This window comes from Streptomyces mobaraensis NBRC 13819 = DSM 40847 (genome assembly GCF_017916255.1).
Taxonomy (GTDB): domain Bacteria; phylum Actinomycetota; class Actinomycetes; order Streptomycetales; family Streptomycetaceae; genus Streptomyces; species Streptomyces mobaraensis.
In genome coordinates this window covers 2,271,837-2,297,015 of the sequence record NZ_CP072827.1, presented here as the reverse complement: position 1 = coordinate 2,297,015, position 25,179 = coordinate 2,271,837, and the positions used below count along the sequence as shown (strand labels likewise).

At 73.2% G+C, this 25,179-nt stretch carries 25 protein-coding genes and 1 other RNA gene; 12 read left to right on the top strand and 14 right to left on the bottom strand.

The features are described 5' to 3' along the window. The first annotated feature begins 43 nt into the window (after positions 1-43). From J7W19_RS09500 to J7W19_RS09480, 5 genes are all read left to right on the top strand, one after another. A complete protein-coding gene (locus J7W19_RS09500) occupies positions 44-1,420 on the top strand; it encodes a glycosyltransferase family 4 protein (protein ID WP_004953104.1) in 1,377 nt (458 codons plus the stop codon). 413 nt (positions 1,421-1,833) lie between these two features. Next, the gene (locus J7W19_RS09495; RefSeq protein WP_004953106.1) at positions 1,834-2,625 is read left to right on the top strand and encodes a class I SAM-dependent methyltransferase; all 792 of its coding nucleotides are present in this window, start codon (positions 1,834-1,836) and stop codon (positions 2,623-2,625) included. Continuing rightward, positions 2,622-3,719 carry a prenyltransferase/squalene oxidase repeat-containing protein gene (locus J7W19_RS09490; RefSeq protein ID WP_004953108.1) on the top strand — a complete coding sequence of 366 codons (1,098 nt, stop codon included), beginning with the start codon at positions 2,622-2,624 and terminating at the stop codon, positions 3,717-3,719. The genes J7W19_RS09495 and J7W19_RS09490 overlap by 4 nt, the downstream gene beginning before the upstream one ends. Positions 3,720-3,979: 260 nt before the next feature. Further along, positions 3,980-4,528, top strand: coding sequence for a hypothetical protein (locus tag J7W19_RS09485; RefSeq protein WP_004953110.1), 549 nt, complete (start codon positions 3,980-3,982; stop codon positions 4,526-4,528). 67 nt (positions 4,529-4,595) lie between these two features. Next, positions 4,596-6,086, top strand: a complete 1,491-nt coding sequence (locus J7W19_RS09480) for a M1 family metallopeptidase (protein WP_004953112.1) — start codon at positions 4,596-4,598, stop codon at positions 6,084-6,086. A 76-nt stretch (positions 6,087-6,162) separates the two neighbouring features. Here the strand turns inward: J7W19_RS09480 and J7W19_RS09475 are convergent, their stop codons facing one another. From J7W19_RS09475 to J7W19_RS09455, 5 genes are all read right to left on the bottom strand, one after another. Next, positions 6,163-7,035: a hypothetical protein gene (locus tag J7W19_RS09475; RefSeq protein ID WP_201768262.1), complete on the bottom strand. Its 873-nt coding sequence runs from the start codon at positions 7,033-7,035 to the stop codon at positions 6,163-6,165. 201 nt (positions 7,036-7,236) lie between these two features. Then, on the bottom strand, positions 7,237-8,250 hold the full coding sequence (locus J7W19_RS09470; RefSeq protein WP_004953116.1) for an N-acetylmuramoyl-L-alanine amidase: 1,014 nt from the start codon (positions 8,248-8,250) through the stop codon (positions 7,237-7,239). 23 nt (positions 8,251-8,273) lie between these two features. Then, positions 8,274-8,870: a class I SAM-dependent methyltransferase gene (locus tag J7W19_RS09465; RefSeq protein ID WP_004953117.1), complete on the bottom strand. Its 597-nt coding sequence runs from the start codon at positions 8,868-8,870 to the stop codon at positions 8,274-8,276. A 334-nt stretch (positions 8,871-9,204) separates the two neighbouring features. Next, a complete protein-coding gene (locus J7W19_RS09460) occupies positions 9,205-9,810 on the bottom strand; it encodes a response regulator transcription factor (RefSeq protein WP_004951297.1) in 606 nt (201 codons plus the stop codon). Then, positions 9,807-11,060, bottom strand: coding sequence for a sensor histidine kinase (locus J7W19_RS09455; RefSeq protein WP_004951295.1), 1,254 nt, complete (start codon positions 11,058-11,060; stop codon positions 9,807-9,809). Before J7W19_RS09455 ends, J7W19_RS09460 begins: the two co-directional genes overlap by 4 nt. A 268-nt stretch (positions 11,061-11,328) precedes the next feature. On the opposite strand from J7W19_RS09455, the gene J7W19_RS09450 reads away from it, so the two are divergent. After that, entirely contained in the window at positions 11,329-12,195 is an 867-nt protein-coding gene (locus J7W19_RS09450) for a MaoC/PaaZ C-terminal domain-containing protein (RefSeq protein WP_004951292.1), read from the top strand. 157 nt (positions 12,196-12,352) lie between these two features. Here J7W19_RS09450 and J7W19_RS09445 read toward each other — a convergent pair whose 3' ends face one another. Both J7W19_RS09445 and J7W19_RS09440 read right to left on the bottom strand, forming a co-directional pair. Then, the gene (locus tag J7W19_RS09445; protein ID WP_004951288.1) at positions 12,353-12,511 is read right to left on the bottom strand and encodes a hypothetical protein; all 159 of its coding nucleotides are present in this window, start codon (positions 12,509-12,511) and stop codon (positions 12,353-12,355) included. 572 nt (positions 12,512-13,083) lie between these two features. Further along, on the bottom strand, positions 13,084-14,256 hold the full coding sequence (locus J7W19_RS09440) for a hypothetical protein (RefSeq protein WP_040891743.1): 1,173 nt from the start codon (positions 14,254-14,256) through the stop codon (positions 13,084-13,086). A gap of 255 nt (positions 14,257-14,511) precedes the next feature. Here J7W19_RS09440 and J7W19_RS09435 point away from each other — a divergent pair, with 255 nt between their 5' ends. From J7W19_RS09435 to J7W19_RS09420, 4 genes are all read left to right on the top strand, one after another. Beyond that, positions 14,512-15,549 (top strand): ABC transporter substrate-binding protein, encoded by a 1,038-nt coding sequence (locus tag J7W19_RS09435; RefSeq protein WP_004951283.1) that lies wholly within the window; start codon positions 14,512-14,514, stop codon positions 15,547-15,549. Between the two features lie 186 nt (positions 15,550-15,735). After that, entirely contained in the window at positions 15,736-16,590 is an 855-nt protein-coding gene (locus J7W19_RS09430) for a Nif3-like dinuclear metal center hexameric protein (protein WP_004951281.1), read from the top strand. A gap of 13 nt (positions 16,591-16,603) precedes the next feature. Then, positions 16,604-17,347: a zinc ribbon domain-containing protein gene (locus tag J7W19_RS09425; protein ID WP_040891741.1), complete on the top strand. Its 744-nt coding sequence runs from the start codon at positions 16,604-16,606 to the stop codon at positions 17,345-17,347. 7 nt (positions 17,348-17,354) lie between these two features. Continuing rightward, positions 17,355-18,581 (top strand): bifunctional RNase H/acid phosphatase, encoded by a 1,227-nt coding sequence (locus J7W19_RS09420; protein ID WP_004951275.1) that lies wholly within the window; start codon positions 17,355-17,357, stop codon positions 18,579-18,581. On the opposite strand, the gene J7W19_RS32835 is transcribed toward J7W19_RS09420, so the two are convergent. After that, entirely contained in the window at positions 18,524-19,084 is a 561-nt protein-coding gene (locus J7W19_RS32835) for a hypothetical protein (protein ID WP_004951272.1), read from the bottom strand. The genes J7W19_RS09420 and J7W19_RS32835 overlap by 58 nt on opposite strands. Positions 19,085-19,266: 182 nt before the next feature. Between J7W19_RS32835 and J7W19_RS09410 the strand changes: the two genes are divergently transcribed. After that, the gene (locus J7W19_RS09410; protein WP_004951270.1) at positions 19,267-20,028 is read left to right on the top strand and encodes an alpha/beta fold hydrolase; all 762 of its coding nucleotides are present in this window, start codon (positions 19,267-19,269) and stop codon (positions 20,026-20,028) included. A 28-nt stretch (positions 20,029-20,056) separates the two neighbouring features. Here J7W19_RS09410 and J7W19_RS09405 read toward each other — a convergent pair whose 3' ends face one another. The 6 genes from J7W19_RS09405 to J7W19_RS09385 all read right to left on the bottom strand — a co-directional run bounded on the left by J7W19_RS09405 (position 20,057) and on the right by J7W19_RS09385 (position 24,213). Further along, complete coding sequence (locus J7W19_RS09405) at positions 20,057-20,386, bottom strand: hypothetical protein (protein WP_004951268.1); 330 nt, start codon at positions 20,384-20,386, stop codon at positions 20,057-20,059. A gap of 62 nt (positions 20,387-20,448) precedes the next feature. Then, on the bottom strand, positions 20,449-21,282 hold the full coding sequence (locus J7W19_RS09400) for a helix-turn-helix domain-containing protein (RefSeq protein ID WP_040891738.1): 834 nt from the start codon (positions 21,280-21,282) through the stop codon (positions 20,449-20,451). After that, positions 21,266-21,793 (bottom strand): DUF6879 family protein, encoded by a 528-nt coding sequence (locus J7W19_RS09395; protein WP_004951263.1) that lies wholly within the window; start codon positions 21,791-21,793, stop codon positions 21,266-21,268. The genes J7W19_RS09400 and J7W19_RS09395 overlap by 17 nt, the downstream gene beginning before the upstream one ends. Beyond that, positions 21,777-21,983 (bottom strand): hypothetical protein, encoded by a 207-nt coding sequence (locus tag J7W19_RS32830; protein ID WP_004951262.1) that lies wholly within the window; start codon positions 21,981-21,983, stop codon positions 21,777-21,779. The genes J7W19_RS09395 and J7W19_RS32830 overlap by 17 nt, the downstream gene beginning before the upstream one ends. 304 nt (positions 21,984-22,287) lie before the next feature. Then, an RNA gene (gene rnpB, locus J7W19_RS09390) (RNase P RNA component class A) lies at positions 22,288-22,691 on the bottom strand. 55 nt (positions 22,692-22,746) lie between these two features. Next, positions 22,747-24,213, bottom strand: a complete 1,467-nt coding sequence (locus J7W19_RS09385) for an RNB domain-containing ribonuclease (RefSeq protein WP_040891735.1) — start codon at positions 24,211-24,213, stop codon at positions 22,747-22,749. A 112-nt stretch (positions 24,214-24,325) separates the two neighbouring features. On the opposite strand from J7W19_RS09385, the gene yaaA reads away from it, so the two are divergent. Continuing rightward, positions 24,326-25,123 (top strand): peroxide stress protein YaaA, encoded by a 798-nt coding sequence (gene yaaA, locus J7W19_RS09380; RefSeq protein WP_004951258.1) that lies wholly within the window; start codon positions 24,326-24,328, stop codon positions 25,121-25,123. Positions 25,124-25,179: the final 56 nt, after the last annotated feature.

Here is a 25,179-nt window from a genome sequence, read left to right as displayed (position 1 = left end):
CGGTTACGCTCCCGCTGAACCGCAGGAAGAATGGGGGCCGCGAGTGACCGCTGAGACCGCCCAGGCAGTCGGGTCACGTCCGCTCCCCGCGGTGTCCCCGGCCGGGGACGACGCGCCGCTGCGCATCGCGCTGCTGTCGTACAAGGGCAACCCGTTCTGCGGCGGCCAGGGCGTCTACGTCCGCCACCTCTCCCGCGAACTGGCCCGGCTCGGCCACTCCGTCGAGGTGATCGGCGCCCAGCCGTACCCCGTCCTGGACGAGGGCGTCACCCTCACCGAACTCCCCAGCCTGGACCTCTACCGGCAGCCCGACCCCTTCCGCACCCCCAAGCGCGGCGAGTACCGCGACTGGGTCGACGCGCTGGAGGTCGGCACCATGTGGACCGGCGGCTTCCCCGAGCCGCTGACCTTCTCGCTGCGCGCCCGGCGCCATCTGGCCGCCCGCCGCGGCGACTTCGACGTCGTCCACGACAACCAGACACTCGGCTACGGCCTCCTCGCCGACCTCGGCGCCCCGCTGGTCACCACCGTCCACCACCCGGTCACCGTGGACCGGCGGCTGGAACTGGACGCCGCGGGGGACGACTGGAAGCGCCGGCTCTCCGTCCGCCGCTGGTACGGCTTCACCCGCATGCAGGAGCGGGTGGCCCGCTGCCTGCCGTCGATCGTCACCGTCTCCGGCTCCTCCCGCCAGGAGATCGTCGACCACCTCGGGGTGCGCCCGGAGCGCGTCCACGTGGTGCCGATAGGCGCCGACACCGACCTCTTCTCACCCGACCCGTCCGTCCCCGTGATCCCCGGCCGGATCGTCACCACCTCCAGCGCCGACGTCCCGCTCAAGGGCCTGGTGCACCTGGTCGAGGCGCTGGCCAAGGTGCGCACGGAGAACCCGGACGCGCACCTCGTCGTCGTCGGCCGGCGCGCGGACGACGGGCCGGTCGCCCGGGCCATCGAGACGTACGGGCTGGAAGGCGCCGTGGAGTTCGTCAAGGGCATCAGCGACGCCGAGCTGGTGAACCTGGTGCGCGGCGCCCAGGTCGCCTGCGTGCCGTCGCTGTACGAGGGCTTCTCGCTGCCCGCCGCCGAGGCCATGGCCACCGGGACGCCGCTGGTGGCCACCACCGGCGGGGCGATCCCCGAGGTCGCCGGCGCCGACGGCGAGACCTGCCTCGCCGTTCCGCCGGGCGACGCCGACGCCCTCGCCGGCGCCCTGAAGCGGCTCCTCGGCGACGGGGAACTGCGCCGCCGCCTCGGCGCCGCGGGCCGGGAACGGGTGCTCGCCCGCTTCACCTGGCGGCAGGCGGCCATCGGGACCGCCGAACGCTACCGGATCTCGATCGAGCGGGCCGCCCGAGCGAGAGCCCGGGCCCGGAGCGGCGCGGGCCCGCTGCCCGTACGGACGTCCCGGGCCCGCCCGTAGGGGGCCGGGGGCCCCTTGGGGGGAGGCGGTCCCCCGGGGGAGAAGCGGTCCCTTGCGGAAAGGTGATCCTCAAGGACCACCGGACCCATAAGGGGGCGCATCGGCCCACAAGGGCCGGACCACCCCCAAGGGTTGGATCGCCCGTAAGGGCTGGACCGCCCCCCCCCCAAGGGGTGAACCGCCCCCAGGGCGCTCATCCGCCCTGAGGGAACGGCTCACTCCAGGGCCGACCCCCAGGGGACGGACGGCCTCCAACGGCCGGACGGCTCCCGGGGAAACCGGCCGACCGCCGCCCCCGGGCGGCGCCCGCACCACCACCCGCCGCCCCCGGGCGGCACCGCTTCCGCGCGGCAGCCCGCCCGGCCGGGCGCCGACCGTCACTGACCTGCCCCGTCGGACGAAAGCAGACCTCCGTGCTGACCGTCGATTTCTCCCGCTTCCCGCTCGCCGCCGGCGACCGCGTCCTCGACCTGGGCTGCGGTGCGGGCCGGCACGCCTTCGAGTGCTACCGGCGCGGCGCCCGGGTGGTCGCCCTCGACCGCAACGCGGACGAGATCCGCGAGGTCGCCAAGTGGTTCGCCGCCATGAAGGAGGCCGGCGAGGCCCCGGCCGGCGCCACCGCCACCGCCATGGAGGGCGACGCCCTGGCCCTGCCCTTCCCCGACGACAGCTTCGACGTCGTCATCATCTCCGAGGTCATGGAGCACATCCCCGACGACAAGGGCGTGCTCGCCGAGATGGTCCGCGTCCTCAAGCCGGGCGGCCGGATCGCCGTGACCGTGCCCCGCTACGGCCCCGAGAAGGTGTGCTGGGCGCTCAGCGACGCCTACCACGAGGTCGAGGGCGGCCACATCCGCATCTACAAGGCCGACGAGCTGCTGCGGAAGATGGAGGAGGCCGGGCTGAAGCCGTACGGCACCCACCACGCGCACGGCCTGCACAGCCCCTACTGGTGGCTCAAGTGCGCCTTCGGCGTCGACAACGACAAGGCGCTGCCCGTCCGCGCGTACCACAAGCTGCTGGTCTGGGACATCATGAAGAAGCCGGCGGCCACGCGCATCGCCGAGCAGGTCCTCAACCCGGTCATCGGCAAGAGCTTCGTCGCCTACGCCACCAAGCCGCACCTGCCGGCCGACGCGGCGACGGGAACCGACGCCGCGACGGGCACCGAGGCCGCCACCGCGTCCGCAGAGGACCGCGCGTGACCACCCACAGCCGCCGCCCCGGCCGGCTCGAACGCCTCGTCCTCCCCGGCGTCCTGACCGCAGAACAGCTCGACGCGACCGTCGCCGGCATCGCCGCCGGCCAGCGCGAGGACGGCGCCATACCCTGGTTCCGCGGCCACCACCTCGACCCGTGGGACCACGTCGAGGCCGCCATGGCCCTGGACACCGCGGGCGAGCACGGCCGCGCCGAGGCCGCCTACCGCTGGCTCGCCGAGCACCAGAACCCCGACGGCTCCTGGTACGCCGCGTACGCCGACGGCGACCACCGGGAGCCCACCGACCGAGCCCGCGAGACCAACTTCGTCGCGTACGTCGCCGTCGGCGTCTGGCACCACTACCTCTCCACCGGCGACGACGCCTTCCTCGACCGGATGTGGCCGACGGTCTTCGCCGCCGTCGAGTTCGTCCTCACGCTCCAGCAGCCCGGCGGGCAGATCGGCTGGAAGCGGGAGGCGGTGGACGGTGAGGGAGGCGGCGCCGACGTCACCGACGCCCTGCTCACCGGTTCGTCCTCCATCCACCAGGCGCTGCGCTGCGCCCTGGCCATCGCCGAGCACCGCGAGGAGCCGCAGCCGGACTGGGAGCTGGCCACGGGGCTGCTGGCGCACGCGATACGCCGGCACCCGGAGCGGTTTCTGGACAAAAGCCGTTACTCCATGGACTGGTACTACCCGGTGCTCGGCGGCGCGATCACCGGACCTGAGGCGGCGGCGCGCATCGCCGAGGGCTGGGACCGCTTCGTCGTCCCCGGCCTCGGGGTGCGCTGCGTCCTGCCGAACCCCTGGGTGACCGGCGGCGAGAGCTGCGAACTCGCCCTCGCCCTCTGGGTGATGGGCGAGTCGGACCGGGCCCTTGAGATCCTCCGCTGGATCCAGCACCTGCGCGCCGACAACGGCATGTACTGGACCGGGTACGTCTTCGAGGACGACGCCGTGTGGCCGGAGGAGCTCACCACCTGGACGGCCGGTTCGCTGCTGCTCGCGGTGGCTGCGCTGGGCGGCGACGAGGCGACGACGGCGGTGTTCGGCGGGGAACGGCTGCCGCGCGGGCTGGAACCGGACTGCTGCGGCTGACCGGCCCGGACGGCTGACCGGCGCTTTCGGGCGACGGGACCTTACGGGCGACGGGACCTTACGGGCGGGGGCGGGGGAGGGGAGCCGGCGACGGCCGAGGCCCACCCTCGGCCCCCAGGCCCGTCTCCCCCGCCCGTATCTGGCCCGTTTCCGACGTGTACGTCCGCACCTGGTAGCCCGAACGATGCGGTCCGGATGCGTCGGGCCGCCGCGCGGGCCACGCTGGTGCCGTACCGTGCCCGCCGGCCCCGGAGGCAAGCGTGTCCGACCGTGCCCGTGCCCGCCGCACCGTTGTCGTCCTGCCGCTGGTCTGCGGCCTGTTGCTGGCCGGTTCGGCCTGCGGCGGCGACAAGAAGGAGAAGTCGACCGGCGAGGCGAGCCCGACGAGCTCGATCGAGAAGCAGAAATTCGCCAAGACCCGGTTCGTCGCCAACGCCGGCCTCGCGTCCGGCGCCGCCTACCAGTGGATCATCAAGCCGTACCGCAACGGCGCGTTCAAGAAGGGGGCGGACGGCCGGACGGGCGCCCTCGTCAAGGCGGGCCTGGCCGGGGTCTTCACCTACAACCGGCTCAAGGCCGCGACCCGCAACGCCCAGGGCGACCCGACGCTCTCCAAGGCCCTGGCTCCCGTCAACGCCGGCATCGACTCCCTCAAGGGGCTCGGCACCAAGCTCCGCAAGGGCGACGCCACCGACAGCGACGTCAACTCCGTCGACAGCGTCATCAACAAGGTCAAGGACGCGGGCAAGAGCGCCGGGGCCCCCGTCACGGACAAGGTGCCGTCGACGAGCGAGCTCCAGAAGGGCTGACCGATAGCCGCCCGTCGGGGTCGCCGACCCTGCCGGCCGGCCGGTGGCCGATGACAGCATGGCGCCTATGAACCGGACGACGGAAGCCGCTGCCCGCTCGGTGCCGCACCGGGCGCCGGCCGCCGCCCTCGTCTTCGCCCTCGCCCTCGTCCTCGCGCTCGTCACGGCCTGCGACGGCGGGGGCGGTGGGGGTGGCGGGACTCCGGAGGAGGGCGGGACGGGCGTCGGCGACCCGGTCTTCCCCACCCTCGGCAACAGTGGTTACGACGTACGGCACTACGGGCTGACCCTCGACTACCGGCCCGACGGCAACGCCCTCCGCGGCGACGCCGTCATCACCGCCCGCGCGACGAAGGAGCTGAGCGCGTTCACCCTCGACCTGACGGGCCTCAAGGTGACGTCCACCAAGGTCGAAGGGAAGCCCGCGAAGACCTCCCGCTCCGGCACCAAGCTCAGGGTCGAGCCGGCGCACCCGCTCGGCAAGGGCCGGGAGTTCCGCACGGAGATCGCCTACCAGGGCCGGCCGAAGGCCGTCCGCGACCGCGACGGTTCCCTGGAGGGCTGGATCGAGACGGACCACGGCGCGGTCGGACTCGGCGAGCCGGAGGGCTCGATGGCCTGGTTCCCGGGCAACCACCACCCGTCCGACAAGGCGACGTACGACTTCACCGTCACCGTCCCCAAGGGCTTCACCGCCGTCGCCAACGGCGAGCCGAAGGGCTCGGAGACGGTGAAGGGCGAGGGCGGGAACGACCGGACCACCTTCCGCTGGCACAGCGGTGAGCCGATGGCGAGCTATGTGGCGAGCGTCGCGGTCGGCGAGTTCAAGGTGACGGAGACGACGGCCCCGGCGGGCGAGGGCAAGGGCGATGTGCCGGTGTACATCGCCTACGCGGGCGGGGAGGACGAGGCCGCGCAGCACATGAAGGAGATGGTGCCCAAGGTGCTGGCGTGGGAGGAGAAGCTGTTCGGCCCGTACCCCTTCGGGTCGTCGGGCGCGGTCATCGACCGGAACCCGTACATCACCTATCCGCTGGAGACCCAGACCAAGCCGTACTACGAGAAGCCGCCGAAGGACAAGATCATCGTCCATGAGCTGGCCCACCAGTGGTTCGGCAACTCCGTCACCCCGCGCACCTGGCGCGACATGTGGCTCAACGAGGGCTTCGCCCAGTACACCGAGTGGATGTGGGAGGCGCAGCAGCAGAAGGGGCGCACGGAACGGCAGATCTTCGACGCCTACTACGACGGCACGGACCCGGAGAGCCGGGGCAAGGACGACGAGACCATCTGGTCCTTCCCGCCCGCCTCTCCCACCGCCGCGACGATATCCGGCCGGCCGGTGTACGGCCGGGGCGCGATGGTGCTGCAAAAGCTGCGCGAGACCGTCGGGGACGCCACCTTCTTCGACATCCTCCGCACCTGGGTGCGCGACCACCGCTACGGCAACGTCGGCACCGACGACTTCATCCGGCTGTGCGAGCGGAAGGCGGGCCGGGACCTGGGCGGCCTCTTCGACACCTGGCTCTTCGAGGAAGGCAAGCCGGACCACCGCTGAACCCCCGGGGCGGGGGAACGGCGAAGGCCCGCCGGGGAGTCCGGCGGGCCTTCGCATGCGACGGGGCGTGGGCGCGTCAGCCGCGCTGGATGCCCGAGGTGTCCTGGAGGACGCCGCGACGGCCGTCCTGCGTCTGTGCGACGAGCGCCGCACCGCGCTGGTCCACCGCCAGGTACCAGGTGCCCGGCGCCAGCTCGGCGATCGGCGTCTGGCCGCCGTCCTCCGGGAACAGCGGGCGGTTCACCGGCACCGCGAACCAGAACGGCGCGAAGTCCGAGCCGCCCGCGGAGGGAGCCTGCGCACCCGCCGGAGCTCCGCCCGTACCGCCGGCCGGCTGCGCGGCCGCCTGCTGCGGACCGGACTGGTCGGCCGGCTGCGGCGCGCCGTACGGCTGCCCCCCGAAGGAGCCGCCGGCGGCCGGACCGCCCGGGCCCGGGTAGCCGTAACCGGGGTGCGCGCCGGTGCCGTAGGGGGACTGGACCTGGGGGGTGGGGGCGCCCATGAGGGGGGCCTTCAGGGCGGGGACCTTCTGGGTGAGAAGAGCGGCTGCGGCCATCGCGAGGTTGGCGATGAGGCCCAGGATCAGGCCGACACCGGCAGAGCGGCCCTCACCGCCACCGCCGAGCGCCCACAGGGACGACCAGGCGGCGGAGACGGCGAACGCGGTGCCCCAGTGGTCGAGCGCGATCCCGGCGACCTTGCGGTCGGCCGGCTGGAAACGCGCGGCGACGATCAGCGCGGCGGCGATGACTCCGGAAAGGAAGATGGCGGGCAGCACCGGGAAGAGGTCGCTCTTCCAGCCGTTGTACTCGTACTTGTCCCTGAGGGCGCTGCACTCCAGGCCGCCGCTGCAGTCAATGGAGTAGAAGGTGAGGAACGACGCGATGAACAGCAACACCGCTGCTCCGATCACCACGCCGTCGCCTCTAGTGAGGGAGCGGAAGTTCACCTGAGATCCTTTGTCAGTGCCTTCAGAGTCGGTCGGTCTCGTCGCTGTCGCCGGACGCGAGACGGGAGGGCGCGGACGAACGCGGCCCCCCATCGTACGGGGGAACCTATCGCCCCGGTGTCCGGGGCGCCTCTTCGTTTCGACCTCGTGACACGCCCGTGGCCTGCCGTTATACGGCCCGGTTGACGAGCCGGCGGCCCGCTACCGGCTGAGGACGAAGTCCCGGATGCCGTCGGCGATCCCCTGGGCCGCCTTCTGTCGCCATCCGTCGTCGGTGAGTTGCGCGGCGTCCTGCGGATCGCGCATGTTGCCGCACTCGATGAACACCTTCGGCACGGTGGAGAGGTTGAGGCCGCCGAGGTCGCTCCGGACGTCCAGGCCGGTGTTGTGGCCGACGTAGTTGGACGGGATGCTTCCGGTCGCCTGGACGAACTTGCCGAGGACGCGTTCGCCCAGTTCCTTCGAGGGGTCGGCGATCGGGGCGGTGTCCGCCCGGCCGCCCTTGACCTTGGCGGGCAGGATGACGTGGACGCCGCGCTGGCCGGGGGCGGCGCCGTCCGCGTGCACGGACAGCGCGGCGTCGGCGTGCGCCTTGTTGCCGATGGCGGCCCGTTCGTCGACGCAGGGGCCGAACGGCCGGTCGCCGTCGTGGGTGAGGGTGACCGTCGCGCCCTGTGCCTGGAGGATCGACCGGATGCGGTGGGCGACGTCGAGACTGAACGTCGCTTCCGCGTAACCGGAGTTGGTGGAGGTGCCGGTGGTGTCGCACTCCTTGCGGCCGGTGCCGATGTCGACGGACCGGTCGATCTCCGCCGTGTGCTGCTGGTTGTGGATGTTGTGCCCCGGGTCGATCACCACGACCTTCCCGCGGAGCGGTCCGTCGCCGCCCCCCTCGCCCGCGGGTGGGGCGGAAGGTTTCGGCGGTTCCGGGGAGTCGGACGGGCCGGACGAGGACGGTGCCTTCTTCGCCTCCCGTGGCGGCGACGACGGCGGTACGGCAGCGGGAGCACGGCCGGCCGACGCGGACGGGGAACCGCCGGGCGGCGCGGACGCCTTGGCGTCACCGGCCGGGCCGTCACCGTCGTCGCACCCCGCGACCGCCGCCAGCAGCAGGGCGGTCAGGGCCGCGACGGCCGGACGGGCGCGGCGGGCGGGCCGGACGGGCCGAGCGGGCCGGGGGCGGCCGGGGTGACGAGGAAAGCTGCCGTAGGACACTCGGGCGATGCTAGCGCCGCCCGTCAGATCGCGGGGCCCGTCCGGCGCAGAACCCGCATCGACCCCGTCACGGAGACCTCCGTGAACCCGCCCGACTCCAGGGCCCTCATGTACACCCGGTACGGGGCCTGGCCGCCGTCCGCCGGGTCCGGGAACACGTCGTGGACGACGAGCAGCCCGCCCTGCGCGAGGTGCGGCGCCCAGCCCTCGTAGTCCGCGGTCGCGTGCTCGTCCGTGTGCCCGCCGTCGATGAACACCAGCCCCAGCGGCGTCCCCCACAACGCGGCCACCTGCGGCGAGCGGCCCACGACCGCGACCACGTGGTCCTCCAGGCCCGCCCGGTACAGCGTCCGGCGGAACGTCGGCAGCGTGTCCATCCGGCCGACGCCCGGGGCGTCGTCCACCAGGGACGTGTCGTGGTACTCCCAGCCGGGCTGCTGCTCCTCGCTGCCGCGGTGGTGGTCGACGGTCACGACCGTCGTCCCGGCCTCGCGGGCGGCGTCGGCGAGGAGGAGGGTGGAGCGGCCGCAGTAGGTGCCTACTTCGAGGAGGGGGAGGCCGAGTTCGGAGGCGGCGGATGCGGCGGCCTGGTGGAGGGCGAGGCCCTCGTCCAGGGGCATGAAGCCTTTTGCTTCTTCGAAGGCGGTCAGGGTTTGGGGTTTGGGGGGCACGGTCGTCCTTCGGTGGTCGGTGGGTGGTGGGGCGCCTGCGGCGGGCGGTGCCCCGGTCCCGCCCCTTCGCCGATTCCTGGGGCTGCGCCCCAGACCCCGCTTTCGCGGCTCCGCCGCTCGTCCTCAATCGCCGGACGGGCTGAATATCGCGCCCAGGCGCACACTTCAGCCCGTCCGGGGGCACCCCCTCTGGGGGAGTTTGAGGACAACCGCGCGGAGCGCGGTTTCAGGGGGTCTGGGGGCTCGCCCCCAGGAATCGGCGAAGGGGCGGGACCGGGGCACCCTACAACCACCCGTTCTGGCGCGCCGCCCGCACCGCCTCCATCCGGTTGCGCGTCTGCGTCTTGCCGATCGCCGCCGACAGGTAGTTCCGGACGGTCGCGGGCGACAGGTGGACCCTGGCCGCGATGTCTGCGACCGTCGCGCCGTCCACCGCGGCCGAGAGGACGTCCCGCTCCCGCTGCGTCAGCGGGTTCGGTCCGGCGCTCAACGCCGCCGCGGCCAGCGCCGGATCGATGACGCGTTCACCGGCGAGCGCGCGCCGGATCGCGGCGGCGAGGTCCTCGACGGGGCCGTCCTTGACGAGGAAGCCGGAGGCGCCGGCCTCCATGGCGCGGCGGAGGTAGCCGGGGCGCCCGAAGGTGGTGAGTATCAGCACCCGGCACTCGGGCAGCCGCTGCCGGAGGTCGGCCGCCGCGTCGAGGCCGCTGCGGCCGGGCAGTTCGATGTCGAGGAGGGCGATGTCGGGGCGCGTCTCCAGGGCGGTGGGCACGATCTCGTCGCCGTTGCCGACCTGGGCGACGACCTCGATGTCGTCCTCCAGACCGAGCAGCAGCGCGAGCGCGCCCCGCATCATCCCCTGGTCCTCGGCCAGCAGTGTCCTGATCACGCCGCTCGCTCCTTCTCGCCGCGCCTGTCGCCGGTCGTCTGATCGCTGTCGCTGTGGCTGTCGCCGTTGGTGCCGGAGTCGCCGCCGGTTCCGCCGGATTTGGCGTACGGCTCGTCGTCCACCGGCAGTTCGGCCACGAGCCGGAAGCCGCGCCGGCCGTCGGGCGCGGCGCTCAGCGAGCCGCCGGCGGCGGCCAGTCGCTCGGCGAGGCCCTTGAGGCCGTTGCCGCCCGTGGACGCGGCCGAGGGCTCACCCGAGCCTACGCCCGTGCCGTTGTCGGTGATTTCCAGGTGGACCCGGTCGGGTTTGCCGCGCACTTCTATCTCGCAGCGCGAGGCGCCGCTGTGCCGGACGACGTTGGTGATTCCCTCGCGTACCACCCAGCCCAGCAGCACTCCGGTCTGCGGTGGGAGCGGCGGGCCGGACTGCCGGATCTCGGCGGTGATGCCGGACGCGTCGAGCAGCGAACGGGCGTTGTCCAGCTCGGTGGTGAGGCTGCCCTCCCGGTAGCCGGTGACCGCCTCGCGGATCTCGGTGAGCGCCTGGCGGCCGACCGCCTCGATGTCGGCGGCCTGGCCGAGCGCGGCCTCGAGGTTGCGGGGGCCGAGCCGGCGTACCGCCTCCGCCTTGACGACGATGACGGACATGGTGTGCCCGAGGAGGTCGTGCAGGTCGCGGGAGAAGCGCAGGCGTTCGCGTTCGACGGCGGCGTGGGCCAGTTCCTCGCGGGTGTCGCGGAGGACGGTGATGGCCTCGAAGAGGTTGAGGACGGCCGCCGCGACCAGGCCGCCCAGGGCCGTCCCCCAGCTGACGGCGACGACGCTGCCCACGCTGTCGTCGTCGGGCCGGACGAACCAGGACAGCCCGCAGCTCAGCCCGAGGAGGCCCAGGGCGATGCCCATCAGCCGCTGCCGGTGGCGCAGCACCATGCCGGTGGCGACGGACAGCAGCGGGAAGCACATCTGCCAGTAGTCGCGGTAGCCGATGTTGAGGGCGAACGCGAGCACGGCCAGCCCGGACAGGGCGAGGACGGGGACGCGGGTGTACCGCCGGCGTTCGTCGAGGGCGCTGAACACGGCGGTCAGGTACAGGCCGACGAAGGCCAGTTCGCCGAGGCCGCCGAGCCAGGGCAGCGGCATGTCGCCGAGGAGCATGTGGACGGTGTCGCCGCTGAGGGCGAACAGCCACGGGATGAAGGCCCTCCTCCCGGGCGCCTTCATCCGTTCGATTTCCTCGCCCATGCGCTTCATGGGTCGCATCCTAGGCAACGCCACTGTGACCTGCGCAGATGCCGGATGTATGGGGAAGGCGGTGACATTTGTCCCGGGGCGGGCCGTGCTGCGGAGGCGGGGGCGGGGGCCTTCCGGCGGCCGGGCGGAGGGGTTATAAGGGACCGGTTGGTGGAACGTGTTCTCGTTGCCTGCCAGTTCCCTTGCCCCGCCGTCCCGTTGCCCGCCCCGTACGTTGTCGCTCGCCCCGTTGTCCGTATGTACCGTGCCGGCGAAGGAGTCCCTCTCCATGCCCATCGACGCAGCCAAGGCCACGGCCGCCGAACCGCGGACCGTCTCCCTCTCCTGGGACCACAAGGACGTCATCCTCTACCACCTCGGCATCGGCGCGGGCGTCCCCGCCACCGACCCCGCCGAGCTCCGCTACACCCTGGAGAGCGGGCTGCACGTCCTGCCCTCCTTCGCCACCGTGGCGGGCGGCGGGATGGCCCTCGCGGCCGGGCTCTCCACGCCCGGCATCGACGTCGACCTCGCCCGCGTGCTGCACGGCGGGCACCACATCACCCTGCACCGGCCGCTGCCCGTCCGCGCCGACGGCGTCACCCAGACCTCGCGCGTCGCCGCCGTGTACGACAAGGGCAAGGCGGCCGTCATCGTGCTGCGCACCGACGTCGACGACGTGGACGGGCCGCTGTGGCGCGGTGACGCGCGGATCTACGTCCGCGGGGAGGGCGGCTTCGGCGGCGAGCGCGGCGACTCGGCGCGGCTCGGACTCCCCGACCGGGACCCGGACGTGACCGTGGAGCGGGCCGTCCGCGAGGACCAGGCGCTGCTCTACCGGCTGTCGGGGGACTGGAACCCCCTGCACGCCGACCCCGAGTTCGCCGCCCGCGCCGGCTTCCACCGGCCGATCCTGCACGGGCTCTGCACCTACGGGATGACCCTCAAGGAGGTCGTGGACACGGTCCTGGAGGGGCGGACGGACCGGGTCCGCTCGTACGCCACCCGCTTCGCCGGGGTCGTCTACCCGGGGGAGACGCTGCGGGTGCGGATGTGGCGCGGTACGCCCGGGCCCGGGCGGGTCCAGGTGTCCGTGACGGTCGTGGAGCGGGACGACGCGGAGGTGCTGGCCGACACGGTCGTCGAGCACGTCTGAAGGGCGAGCACGTCTGAAGGGCGAGCACGTCTGAGGGCGGGCACGTCTGAGGGCGGGCCGCCGCCCGGCGCCCGGAGACGGCGCGGCCCCGGCGGTCGGGCGGACCGGTTCCGGACCGCCCCGCCGCCGGGGCCGTGCTGCGCTCGGGACCCGCTCGTCAGGCGGCTTCGGCGGTGCGCCGGTGCTTGCCGTGGGCGGGACCGCCGGCGTCGTCGGACGACGCCGGGCCGCGGTGCCTGCCGGAGCCGGCGGCTGCGGCCTGGGCGGACGCCTCCAGGGGGCGCGCCTCGGTCGTGTCGGTTCGGGCTTCGGACATGTCGGGAGTCACTCCGTGGGATGTGGGTGCGTGCTCTGCGCGTCGGGGGCCGCGGCGTCGGCCGGCGTCCGTGGACACCGTCCTCGTAGGCACCCGTGGGTGCCGTCCCCGGTACGGTCAACGCCCGTACCACGCGCGGTCGTTCGGCGCACCGCGGTGCTCCGCCGGTACCACGTGCGCAACCCCCGGCCCCGAAGTCTAACGGGACCTTGATCGCGTGATCCACCCCCCGGGCGCCCGCCGGGTCCCCACGAAAGCGTCCGGCCGGAGCGCCGGTCCGACCGGGGCGCCCGGTGGCCGCGTCACCGCCACTGCTGCCGCGTCACCGCGGTCGCACCGGCCCCGGCCGCCGTGTCGTCGCCGCGTCGGACCCAGCCGTCGTGTTGGACCCAGCCGTCGTGTTGGACCCGGCCGTCGTGTTGGATCCGGCCGTCGTGTCGGACCCGGCCGTCGCGCCGGATCCGACCGCCGCGCCACCGCTGCCGCGTCACCGCCGCCCCACCGCACCCGGCCGCCGCGCCGCGAAAGAACCCAGGCGTGCGGCCGCGCACCGCCCCGCCCCCCCGCCTCCCCTAAGGCACCCTGGCGTGCGGCTGCGGTACCTGCGGCTGCGATGGCTGCCGGAGCGGTGCCTGCTGGAGGGGTACCGGCCGGGGGGCCGAGGGGCCTCCGGGCTCCGTCAGGTCCCCCAGGGGGCCGCCCGTTCCCCCTTCCCCCTCCGGGTCGGGCAGGCGCAGCCGGGCCAGCCCGCAGGGGACGTGCGGGGTCGCGTACGGCAGGCGCAGCTCCCCGTCGGCCGTCCACAGTCCGGCGCCGGCCACCCAGCCGAGCGGGCCGGGGAACTGGCGCAACTGCCGTTCCGCGGGCCGCCAGACGCCGACCGACGTGCCCGACTCGCGGTCGACGCGGAACGCCACCGAGCACGCCTCGGGGGTCAGCGTCTGCCCCGGCTGGACGGCGAACGGCGTCACCGCCGCGCCGGGCTGCCGCAGGCACTCGGGGAAGCGGACCGGCCGCGCCGAGCCGAGCACCCCCCAGCCCAGCCGCTCCTCGCCGGGCGCGTCCGACCGGACGAGGAGCAGGCCGCTGTCGGGGTCGGCGAGCACCAGCCGGTCGTTGCTCTTCTCGGCGATCTGCAGCAGGGGCGTCGTCTCGCCGGCGCGGCCGAGGTCGACGACGACGGCCTTGGTGAGCCCGTCGAGTTCGCGGTCGAGGGCGAGGAGCCGGCCCGGCCGGTCGAGCCAGGCGCCGCCGGAGCAGCGGCCGGGCACCCGGGCCAGCAGCTCGGGCCCGGCGGGCGAGCCGTACACGCGCCACAGGGTCGTCGTCCGCTCGCCGTGCACCAGGGCGTACGCGGAGAGGCCGTCCGGCGCGGGCGGCAGCAGCGACAGGTAGGGGCACTCGATCGCGCCGAGCGGCAGTTCGCCGGTGCCGGGGCCGGTGGGGTAGAGCAGCGACAGGGCGTACCGCTCGGCCACCCGGCGCCGGATGAGCACCCGCCCGTCGGTGAGCGGCAGCACCTCGCTGTCCGGTTCCTCGGGCTGGGTACCGGGCAGGGGGACCGCGTACGGCTCCGGGCCGTCGAGGGTCCAGCGCTCCGGGAACCAGCCGCCCGTGGCCCGGCTGAGCGCGAGCCACGCGGCGTACGAGCCGTCGGCCGCGATGGTGAACGCCGGGCGTCGGGAGTCCATCGGCGCACGCCGGGGAGTGGTCTCCGGAGTGCTCTGGGGGGCACAGACCGTCATGAGAAACGTCACCTCCGGCACAGAACGTAGTTTTCGCGCCCGGGGCCCCACCCTGCGAGTGAGACGGCTTCACGCGTAAGGGTGGAGGTTGTCCGATTCGCCGGAGGGATGTGGGGTGGGTGTGCTTGCGGGGGTCTCGGCGCTCTTGCGCTGGTCCGTCCCCCTTGGTGGCGCGGCGTCCGGACCCTCTAAAGTAAGGCTGTCCTAACCATCGGGCCGGTGCCTCCGGCACCCCACACCCCCAGGAGCGTCCTCATGCCCCTCCGCCGCCGCGGTACGGCCGCCGCAGCCCTCGCCCTCGCCGCCGCGCTCTCGCTCGCGGCCTGCGGATCCGACTCCGACGGCGAGGGGGGCAAGGGGAAGGACGGCGGCGCCGGGTCGAAGGACGTGGCCCAGGGCGGCAAGGACTTCGGCAAGGCCGCCGACCTCACCAGGAAGATGGGCACCGACGCCGCCGCCGGGCAGTTCCCCCGCACCGTCACCCACGCCCTGGGGAAGACCGAGATCAAGGCCAAGCCCAAGCGGGTCGTCGTCCTGGACGTCGGCGAGCTGGACAACGTCGTCTCGCTCGGCATCAAGCCCGTCGGCTACGCGCCCGCCGAGGGCGGCGACGGCATCCCGTCCTACCTGCGGAAGGACGCCGGCGACCCCAAGAGCGTCGGCACCATTAACGGCCTCAACCTGGAGGCGATCAACAACCTCCACCCCGACCTGATCCTCGGCAGCAAGCTCCGCGCGGAGAAGCACTACAAGGACCTGTCGAAGATCGCGCCGACCGTCTTCTCCGTCCGCCCCGGCTTCACCTGGAAGGAGAACTACCTCCTCAACGCCGCCGCCCTCGACGAGACGGCGAAGGCCAAGGCCAACCTCGCCGCGTACGAGGCGAAGGCGAAGAAGCTCGGCGAGGACGTCGGCGAGAAGAAGCCGACCATCAGCATGGTCCGCTACATGCCGCAGTTCACCCGGCTGTACGCGCAGAAGTCGTTCATCGGCACGGTCCTGAAGGACGCCGGTCTGCCCCGGCCGAAGAACCAGCAGGTCGACGAGCTCGCCGTGCAGATCGGCCCCGAGAAGATCGACCAGGCCGACGCCGACTGGATCTTCACCGGCGTCTACGGCGACCCCGACCGCACCAAGCGCGACGTCGCCCGCGACAACCCGCTGTGGAAGAACCTGAAGGCCGTCAAGGAGGGCCGCGCCCGCGACGTCAGCGACGAGACCTGGTACCTGGGGCTCGGGGTGACGGCGGCGAACAGCGTGCTGGACGATCTGCGGGGCTTCCTGGTCAAGTAGGGGACACCCGGCCCGTTGGGGGTGCCCCTCCGGTCCCGGCCCGTTGGGGGTGCCCCTCCGGTCCCGGCCCGTTGGGGGTGCCCCTCCGGTCCCGGCCCGTTGGGGGTGCCCCTCCGGTCCCGGCCCGTTGGGGGTGCCCACCGGGAGGCAAGCCTCCCGCCCCCGGGAGCCAGGTAGCCTTTCCCCGTGCCCGTACTGTCTGAAGTCATCGCCGCCCTCGACGCCCTCTGGCCCCCGGAGCGGGCCGAGCAGTGGGACGCCGTCGGTACGGTCTGCGGCGACCCCGACGCCCTCGTCGGCCGGGTCCTCTTCGCCGTGGACCCCGTCCAGGACGTCGTCGACGAGGCCGTGAAGCTCGGCGCCGACCTGGTCGTCACCCACCACCCCCTCTACCTGCGCGGGACGACCACGGTCTCGGCCGGCACCTTCAAGGGCCGCGCCGTGCACACCCTGATCAAGAACGACATCGCGCTGCACGTCGCCCACACCAACGCCGACCGCGCCGACCCCGGCGTCTCCGACGCCCTCGCCGGCGCCCTCGACCTGCGGGTCATCGGCCCCCTGGTGCCGGACCCCACCGACCCCACCGGCCGCCGCGGCCTCGGCCGCATCTGCGAACCGGTCACGCCGGTGACCCTCGCCGAGTTCGGCGAGCGCTGCGCGGCCCGGCTGCCCGCCACCGCGCAGGGCATCCGCGTCGCCGGCGACCCGCGGCAGGTGCTCCGTACCGTCGCCGTCTGCGGCGGCTCCGGCGACTCCCTCTTCGACGAGGTGCGGGCCGCCGGCGTCGACGCGTACGTCACCGCCGACCTGCGGCACCACCCCGTCTCCGAGGCGCGGCAGCACAGCCCGCTCGCCCTCGTCGACGCCGCGCACTGGGCCACCGAGTGGCCGTGGACCGAGCAGGCCGCCGCCCAGCTCGACGAGATCTCCGACCGGCACGGCTGGGGCCTGCGCACCCACGTCTCGCGCCTGGTCACCGACCCCTGGACCGCCCACGCGGCGTCCTCCGCCCCCACCGATCACTCCGATCACCAGTAAGAGGAGCCCCCAACTGAACGCCGCGCCCGCCGACCAGATCCGCCTCCTGGATCTCCAGGCCCTCGACACCCGCCTCGGCCAGCTCGCCCACAAGCGCCGGTCGCTGCCCGAGCACGCCGAGATCCAGGCCCTCGAAGGGGACCTCGCCCAGCACCGCGACCTCCTCGTCGCCGCGCAGACCGAGGAGAGCGACACCGCCCGCGAGCAGGCCAAGGCCGAGCAGGACGTCGACCAGGTCCGCAAGCGCGCCGCCCGCGACCAGCAGCGGCTCGACTCCGGCGCCGGGATGACCCCCAAGGACCTGGAGAACCTCCAGCACGAGGTCGCCTCCCTCGCCAAGCGCCAGGGCGACCTGGAGGACGTCGTCCTGGAGATCATGGAGCGCCGCGAGGCCGCCCAGGAGCGCGTCACCGAGCTGACCTCCCGCGTCGAGGCCGTCCAGGGCAAGGTCGACGCGGCCGTCGCCCGCCGTGACGAGGCCCTGGCCGAGATCGACGCCGAGGCCGTCAAGGTGACGAAGGAGCGCGGCATCGTCGCCGACTCCGTCCCCGCCGACCTGCTGAAGCTCTACGACAAGCTGCGCGAGAAGGAGGGCGGCGTCGGCGCGGCCCGCCTCTACCAGCGCCGCTGCGAGGGCTGCCGCCTGGAGCTGAACATCACCGAGCTCAACGAGGTGCGTTCCGCCGCCGCGGACGCCGTCGTCCGCTGCGAGAACTGCCGCCGGATCCTGGTCCGCACCCCCGAGTCGGGGCTGTAGGCAGCACATGGCCCACCGCTTCGTCGTCGAGGCCGACGGCGGCTCCCGGGGCAACCCGGGTCCCGCCGGGTACGGCGCGGTCGTGCTCGACGCGGCGACCGGCGAGGTCCTCGCCGAGGCCGCCGAGTACATCGGCACCGCCACCAACAACGTGGCCGAGTACAAGGGGCTCATCGCCGGTCTGGAGGCTGCGCGGGCGCTCGACCCGGACGCGGACATCACCGTGCGGATGGACTCCAAGCTCGTGGTCGAGCAGATGTCCGGCCGCTGGAAGATCAAGCACCCGGATATGCGGCCGCTGGCCGCCCGGGCGCGGCTGGTCTTCCCGGCGGACCGGGTCGGCTACGAGTGGATCCCGCGCGAGCGCAACAAGCACGCGGACCGGCTCGCCAACGAGGCCATGGACGCGGGGAAGAAGGGCCTGGCCTGGGAGCCCTCGGGCCGGCCGCGGCCGGTGACGGGCGCCGCCGACGCCGCGGCGCCGGTGGAGCCGGCGCCGGTCGGGACGGCGGGCGGGCCGGCGCATGTGGAACCGCTCGGGGAAGCGCTCGCCGAACCGCTCGGGGAGCCCAAGGCCGCGCCCCTCGGCTGGGCCGCGCCCGCCGATCTCGGGGCGCCGACGACGTTCGTCCTGCTCCGGCACGGCGAGACCGCGCTCACCCCGCAGAAGCGATTCTCCGGAAGCGGCGGCTCCGACCCCGAGTTGTCGCCCGCCGGCCGCCGTCAGGCCGAGGCCGTCGCCGCCGCGCTGGCCGCGCGCGGCACGATCCAGGCCGTCGTCAGCTCACCCCTGCGCCGCTGCCGTGAGACGGCGGGCGCGGTGGCGGCCCGCCTCGGACTCGACGTCCGCGTCGAAGAGGGCCTGCGCGAGGCGGACTTCGGCGCCTGGGAGGGGCTGACGTTCGCCGAGGTCCGCGACCGCTACCCGGCCGACCTCGACGCCTGGCTCGCCTCCACCAAGGCCGCCCCCACCGGCGACGGCGAGAGCTTCGCGGCCGTCGCCCGCCGCGCCGCCCTCGCCCGCGACCGCCTCCTCACCCGCTACGCGGGGCGGACGGTGCTGCTGGTGTCGCACGTGACCCCGATCAAGTCCCTGGTCCGCCTGGCGCTCGGGGCCCCTCCGGAGTCCCTCTTCAAGATGGAGCTGTCGGCGGCCTCCCTGTCGGCGGTGGCGTACTACGCGGACGGGAACACGTCGCTGCGGCTGCTGAACGACACGTCGCACCTGCGCTGAGACGGGGCGCCGCCGCCGGCGGCGCCCCGTATGACACCGCTTCCGGTATCGGCGCCCCGTATGACACCGCTCCCGACGAAGGTCCGCCCCAACAGCCCGCCGGCGAGCCGCCGTTGACGCTCCCGTTCGCGCTCCTCGATCTCGCGCGGCCCCTCGCCGGTGGCCGCCGTGCGGGGGCACTCGGGGCAGCGCCACAGGTCCGGCGCGCCGGGCGGCGGCGGCTCCATGTCCACCGCGCAGTGCGGACACTCCACCGTCACCCCCTCCACATGCCCGCAGGACCCGCACACCCACACCGGCCCGTCCCTGTCCTGCCGCCGCCACGCCGTCCCCCGGCACCGGGCGCAGCCCGTGGTGACGATCCCCGCCCGGTCCATGATCGGCGGCTCGGGCGTGGCGTCCGCGTACGCGATGAGCCGCGCCCTCACCTCGTCGTCCTCCGTATTGGCCATCCTGAGCAGGTGTGCGACGCGCGAGCGTGCCTCGTCAGCGAATTCGTTCATGGCATGGGGCAGGTTATCGCCGTTCCACCCCGATGATCACCGCTGCCGCGGCGGCGAGTTGACGCCCCGAGGGCGCGCGGCGGATTCGCGTGCGCATGTAGGACACAGGCTGTCCGCCACCCCGCCTACGCTCGGCCGAACACGGTGGACGGCAAGGAATGAAAAGGAAAGAGGCGGCGGCGATGGCGGAGATCGTTCTCATCCCCGGGTTCTGGCTGGGCGCGTGGGCCTGGGAGGACGTGGCACGGGCCCTGCGGACGGCGGGACACCGCGTCCACCCGGTCACCCTGACCGGCCTGGCCGAACGGGCCGCCGAGGCGACACCGGAGGTGGACGTCCACACCCACACCGACGACGTCGTCCGCGTCATCGAGGACGGCGACCTCCGGGACGTGGTGCTGGTGGGGCACAGCGGGGCGTGCGTGCCGGTCGCGGGCGCGGCGGACCGGATCCCGGACCGGATCGCGCGCCTCGTGTACGTGGACACGGGCCCGCTGCCGGCGGGCATGGCGGTCATCGACTTCAACGACCCGACGACGCAGGAGGGGTGGCGCGAGCGGGTCGCGAAGGAGGGCGACGGATGGCGCCTCCCGCCCCCGCCGTTCGACCCGGCGACGACCCCGGACGACCTGGCCGGCCTGTCCGGCTTGTCCGGCCTGTCAATCGACCACCTCACCCGCCTCCGCGGGTTGGCGACCCCCCAACCCTTCGCCACGGTGACCGGCTCCCTGACCCACCCGGCGACCCCCGCGGACCTCCCCACCACGATCATCACCTGCACCTTCACCCCCGACCAGGTCCGCACCCTGGCCGCCACGGGCAACCCGGCCTTCGCCCCGATGGCCCGGTCGGACCTCCGCCACCTCCCGACGGGCCACTGGCCGATGCTCTCGCGTCCCGCGGACCTGGCGGCGCTGCTGGACGAGATCGCGGGCACCAACTGACCGCGAGAACACGGGAGTTGCCCTCCCGTCAGGGCGATTCCCCCCGACGGGCGGGCCCGGACACCTCGTCGCCGACCACCGGCGCCACGCGCCACCGGAACCGCTTCGCCGACTCGGCGTAAATCAGGGCGCCGAGCAGCTGCTTGGCGGTGTCCATCGGCACCGCCCCCAGGTACACGGACGGCTCCCCGGAAAGCGAGGCACGCCCCGCGAGCTGCGGCCACGAGCGTCTGTCGCCGACCCTGACGCCCATCATCGCCAGTACCTGGGCCAGCATGAACGCCGTCTCGTCGGCTTTCCTCTTGCCCGCCATGAAGACGGCGGCTTGCTGTGCTGCTGATTCGATGTCCGAGGTCATGGGCACATCGTGGTGAGGCCGGGCTGGGCAGGTCCAGTTTTATGCGAGTAGTCGATTAAAGATCATGACCGGCAAAGGCTCGCCCATTCGGCGAGCTTTTCCCTGGCCTGTTCGTCGAACACGGCATGAGCCTTATGTATGGCAAATTCGTCCAGGTACGCGGACACGTCTCTGTTGTCCCTGAAGACGAGGACTCCGGTCGGCGTCTCGACGGTGGCCATACTGTCGTCGTAAACAGTGAACACGCTCAGCGGTCCCGGTTTTACCCCGGGCTCGATCGGGATGACCCCAAGCCGAATGTTCGGCAGGTGCGTCAAGGACGCGAGGCGGTCGATCTGTACGGCCAGGGCAGCGGGTGGGACGAGAGGCCATCTGACGGCCTGCTCGGTGAGGACGAAGGTGAACCTCTTCGACCTGTCGTAGAGGACCGTCTGGCGTTCCAGTTTCTTCGCGATGGTCTTGCTCTGGTCTCCCGGAACCTCTGCGACGCTTGCTCTCACGTACTCCGGCGTGGCCAGGAGGCCGGTGATCATCGTTGGCAGGAAATATCGGAACTCCCGGGACGACCGCTCAAGGCAGGCCAGTTCGTTCTGCCGTTTGTCGAGCCCCCTGCGGAGCAGGGACCGGTCGTCCTGCCATTCGGTGTTCGCGATCCGCGCAAGGGCTGAGACCTCCGAGACCAGTTGTGGGGGAGCGTCGAGGGCCCGCAGGATCAGCTCGACGTCGACAAGGTTCGGGGTTGCCTTTCCGCTCTCGATGTTGCTGACCTTGGTTTGAGACATGTTGCAACGCTGAGCGAGCCGAACTTGTGAAAGTCCGGCTCGCTTGCGGAGCGTCTTCAGCGTGGCTGCCAAATCGGCCTTGGACCGGCCCAGCCGCTCAGGGTCGAATGTCAAGGCCCTTCACGTACTCCTCGAAGGGCACCGACTCCGCCAGTGCTATCCGTTGATACTCCCTGTACGGTTCCGGGTCCCCTTCGTAGAGTTCCCGGCCGATCTGGGTGCCGTCGGATGCGTAGTGCATGAGCACCACTTCCGACCGGTCGAACATCCAGAAGTCCTGGACGTCGGCCAACGGATTCTCCCTGTCGGTCACATCCATGATGCGGATGTCCTCACCGGCCCACACGTGGGGCTCGTAGTACATGAACTCGTACCGGAGGTACTCCGAGAGCGGACGGGTCACGATGTGCACGCGACCTTTCGTCTTGCCCTCACGGCGCACCCGCTTGAGGTCGTCGGTGTACTCGTCCGAGTAGGCGTGAGGATCGATGCGCTCACCCGCGAGGAACTGCCGGATCTCTTCCTCTTCTTGCGGGACCCGGTAGACCGGCAGGGTCTCCAGCCGCCAGGCTTCACTACGGAAGCCGATAAACCTGGCCTCCCACTCCTCACCATCCAAGAGCACGGACGGCCTCCTTCAGTACGCTCGCGGGAATCTCCACGAGCCCTTCGCCCCGGGGAGGCGTGAAAGCGTCGGACAGTTCGCCTTGGACGACGATGGAGCCCGTGTCCGTCCGGTAGACGTTGGGGCAGTCGTTCTTGCTGCAGTTCCCGGAGCCGGTTCCCGTGAGCCGCGTCAGCCCCTCACGCGCCATGGTCCACCCCTCTCGGCGGGGTCCATCCCCGCGCTGGGACGACGCTAGGGGTGAGGTGCGGCAACCGTCCACGCGAGAACGCCGGTATTCGGGAAGTCGGGTAGTTGATCACCGACGGATGTGCGGGCGAGTGTTTGCCGAACTGTCTTCCGGTTCGTTTCGCCCCCTGTGAAAGCCTCGAAAGGCGCGCCCGCGGGTTGGCGCGCCGTAGTGGTTTCGGTCGACCGAAAACCCCCGGAAAACCCCAGGGCCCGAAAAGAAGCCCCGCCGGTGCCTGTTTCCGCAGGTCAGACGGGGTGAGGGGCGGACGAGTCGGCCTGTACGCCGGGTTCTGTCTCCTCGGGTCCTCGCGGGCCCGGGGGAGGCGGCCATCCATCTAGGCCTGCCGTTGCCGGCAGGCTCGTGCGGTCTACCCGCGGACTCGGGCGGGCAGCCCTCGATCGTCCGCGCAGGGCCGCCGGTGAAGGCGGCCCCTCTTGACCTTGCTCCGGGTGGGGTTTACCTAGCCGCCTGGGTCACCCCAGGCGCTGGTGGTCTCTTACACCACCGTTTCACCCTTACCGGGAATCCGAAGATCCCCGGCGGTCTGTTTTCTGTGGCACTGTCCCGCGGGTCACCCCGGGTGGGCGTTACCCACCACCCTGCCGTGTGGAGCCCGGACGTTCCTCGGGGGATCCGAAGATCCCACGCGGCCGCCCGGCCGGCTCGTCCGCCGTGTCGACCATGGTACCGGGCGGCCGGGGGAGGAGGGGACGCCGGGGCGTCACGCCGGGGCGAACCAGACCTTGTCGCGGCCCGGGTTCGCCTCGATCAGGCGGACGCGCGTCCGGTGGCCGAGGTGGAGCGGCGGGCCGTCGGGGTCGCCCTCCACGTGGCCCACGACGGCGGGCTCGTAGAGGTGGACCGTGCCCGCGGTCGGGCGGGTGTCGATCACGTCGACCACGTACGCGTCGAAGACCTCGCCGATGCGGTCGCGGAGCAGCGCCGCCTCCACCAGGTCGACGCACTCGCGCTCCGCCTCGGCCGCCCGGCGGGAGCCGGCGGCCATCTCGGCCGGGAGGGCGTCGAGGGCGGTCCGCACCCACTCAGGGGGGCTCGAACCGGCGACCGCCGCCACACAGCACTCCAGGGCGTAGCGGTCGGCCAGGCGGCGCAGCGGGGCCGTGCAGTGGGCGTAGGGGGCGGCGACGGCCGCGTGGACGGGGTCGGCGGGCGGGGGGCGCTCGGCGGGGCGTTCGCGGTCGAAGACGGCGTAGCCCGCGCCGCGCAGCAGGGTCGTGCACTCCTGGAGGAACGCGGCGTGCTGCGGGTGCGCCGGGTCCAGGGCTCGCAGGACGACGGCGTACGGCATGTCGTCCGGCCAGTTCACGCCCAGTGCGCGGGCCGCCCGGCGCAGGGCCGCCACGGCGGACTCCGGCGCGGGCGGCAGAGTGCGGAGGACGCCGGTGCCCGCCGCGAGCATCAGATCGGCGGCGGCCATGCCGGTCAGCAGGGAGAGCTGCGCGTTCCAGCCCTCCACGGGCGGTGGCGTCCGGTACTCCAGGACGTAGCGGCCGTCCTGCCGGACGATCTCCTGCTCGGGGACGTCCAGCGAGACGCCGCCGCGTTCCCGCTCCCGCTCCTGCCGGAGCAGGCCCGTCTCGCGGAGCAGGACCAGCGGCTCGTCGGCGGTGCCGGTGTCGAGGGCCCGCTGGACGCCCGCGTAGTCCAGCCGGGCGCGGCTGCGGACGAGGGCCCGGCGCAGGTCCGTACGGGACACGGCCCCGTCCGCGTCCAGGTCGAACTCCCACAGCAGCGCGGGCCGGTCGCGGTCCGGCAGCAGGCTCGCCGCGTCCTCGGAGAGGGCGGCGGGGTGGAGGGGGACGCGGGTGTCCGGGTAGTAGACGGTCACCGCGCGGCGGTGCGCCTCCGCGTCCAGCGGGCCGCCGGGGGTGACGAAGGACGCGACGTCGGCGATGGCGTAGTGGAGGCGGTAGCCGCCCTTCGCGCGGCGGGCCAGGTGCATGGCCTGGTCGAGGTCCTTCGCCCCGGGCGGGTCGATCGTGAACAGGGGGAGCGCCGTCGCGTCGTACGGCGGGACGCGGGGCCGTCGTCGCGCGGCACGGTCCGCCTCCGCCCGGACGTCCGCGGGGAACCCGGTGGGGGCGTGCGTCCGCTCGCGCAGCTCGCGCAGCGCTCTCTGCAGCGGGGCGCGGTCCTCATCCGTCACCCGCATCGTGCGGCGGGGCATGATCCGAGCGTAGGGGCGGGCCGGGCGGGCGGCGCGGTGAGTGTGGCGTACGGCGTTAGGCTCGCCGGGGCCGTAAGAACGGATGCCCACGGATACCCAAGGAGAACCGATCGTGCTCGTGCTGCTGCCGCCGTCCGAGGGGAAGGCCACCGGCGGGACCGGGGCCCCGGTGGACACCGGCGCCCTCGCCCTCCCGGGGCTCGCCGCCGCGCGGGACGCCGTGCTCGCCGAGCTGGTGGAGCTGTGCTCGGGCGACGAGGAGAAGGCGGCCGAGGTGCTGGGGCTGAGCCAGGGGCTGCGCGGGGAGGTCGCCAAGAACGCCGGGCTGCGGACGGCCGGCACCCGGCCCGCCGCCGAGATCTACACCGGCGTCCTCTACGACGCGCTCGGCCTGACCACGCTCCCGCCGACCGCCCGGCGCGCCGCCGAGCGGTCGCTGCTGGTCTTCTCCGGGCTGTGGGGTGCGGTGGGCGTCGGGGACGCCATCCCCTCCTACCGCTGTTCGATGGGGGTGAAGCTGCCGGGGCTGGGCCCGCTCGGCGCGTTCTGGCGCGGGCCGATGGCGGAGGCGTTGCCCGCCGCCGCGGGGGAGGGCCTCGTCCTGGACCTGCGCTCGGCCGCCTACGCGACGGCCTGGAAGCCGAAGGGGGGCGTGGCGGAGCGCACGGTGACGGTGCGGGTGCTGCAGTCGCGGGTGGTGGACGGGGTCGAGAAGCGGTCCGTGGTCAGCCACTTCAACAAGGCGACCAAGGGGCGGATGGTGCGGGATCTGCTGGTCGCGGGTGCGGAGCCGGGTGGTCCCGGTGAGCTGGTCGAGGCGCTGCGGGACCTGGGGTACGTGGTGGAGGGCGGCGCTCCGGAGAAGGCGGGGCGGCCGTGGGCGGTGGACGTGGTGGTGACCGAGCTCTGAGGGGCCCGGGGCCGGCGGGCGGGGTCGGCCGGGGTCGGCCGGGGCCGTCACCCGAG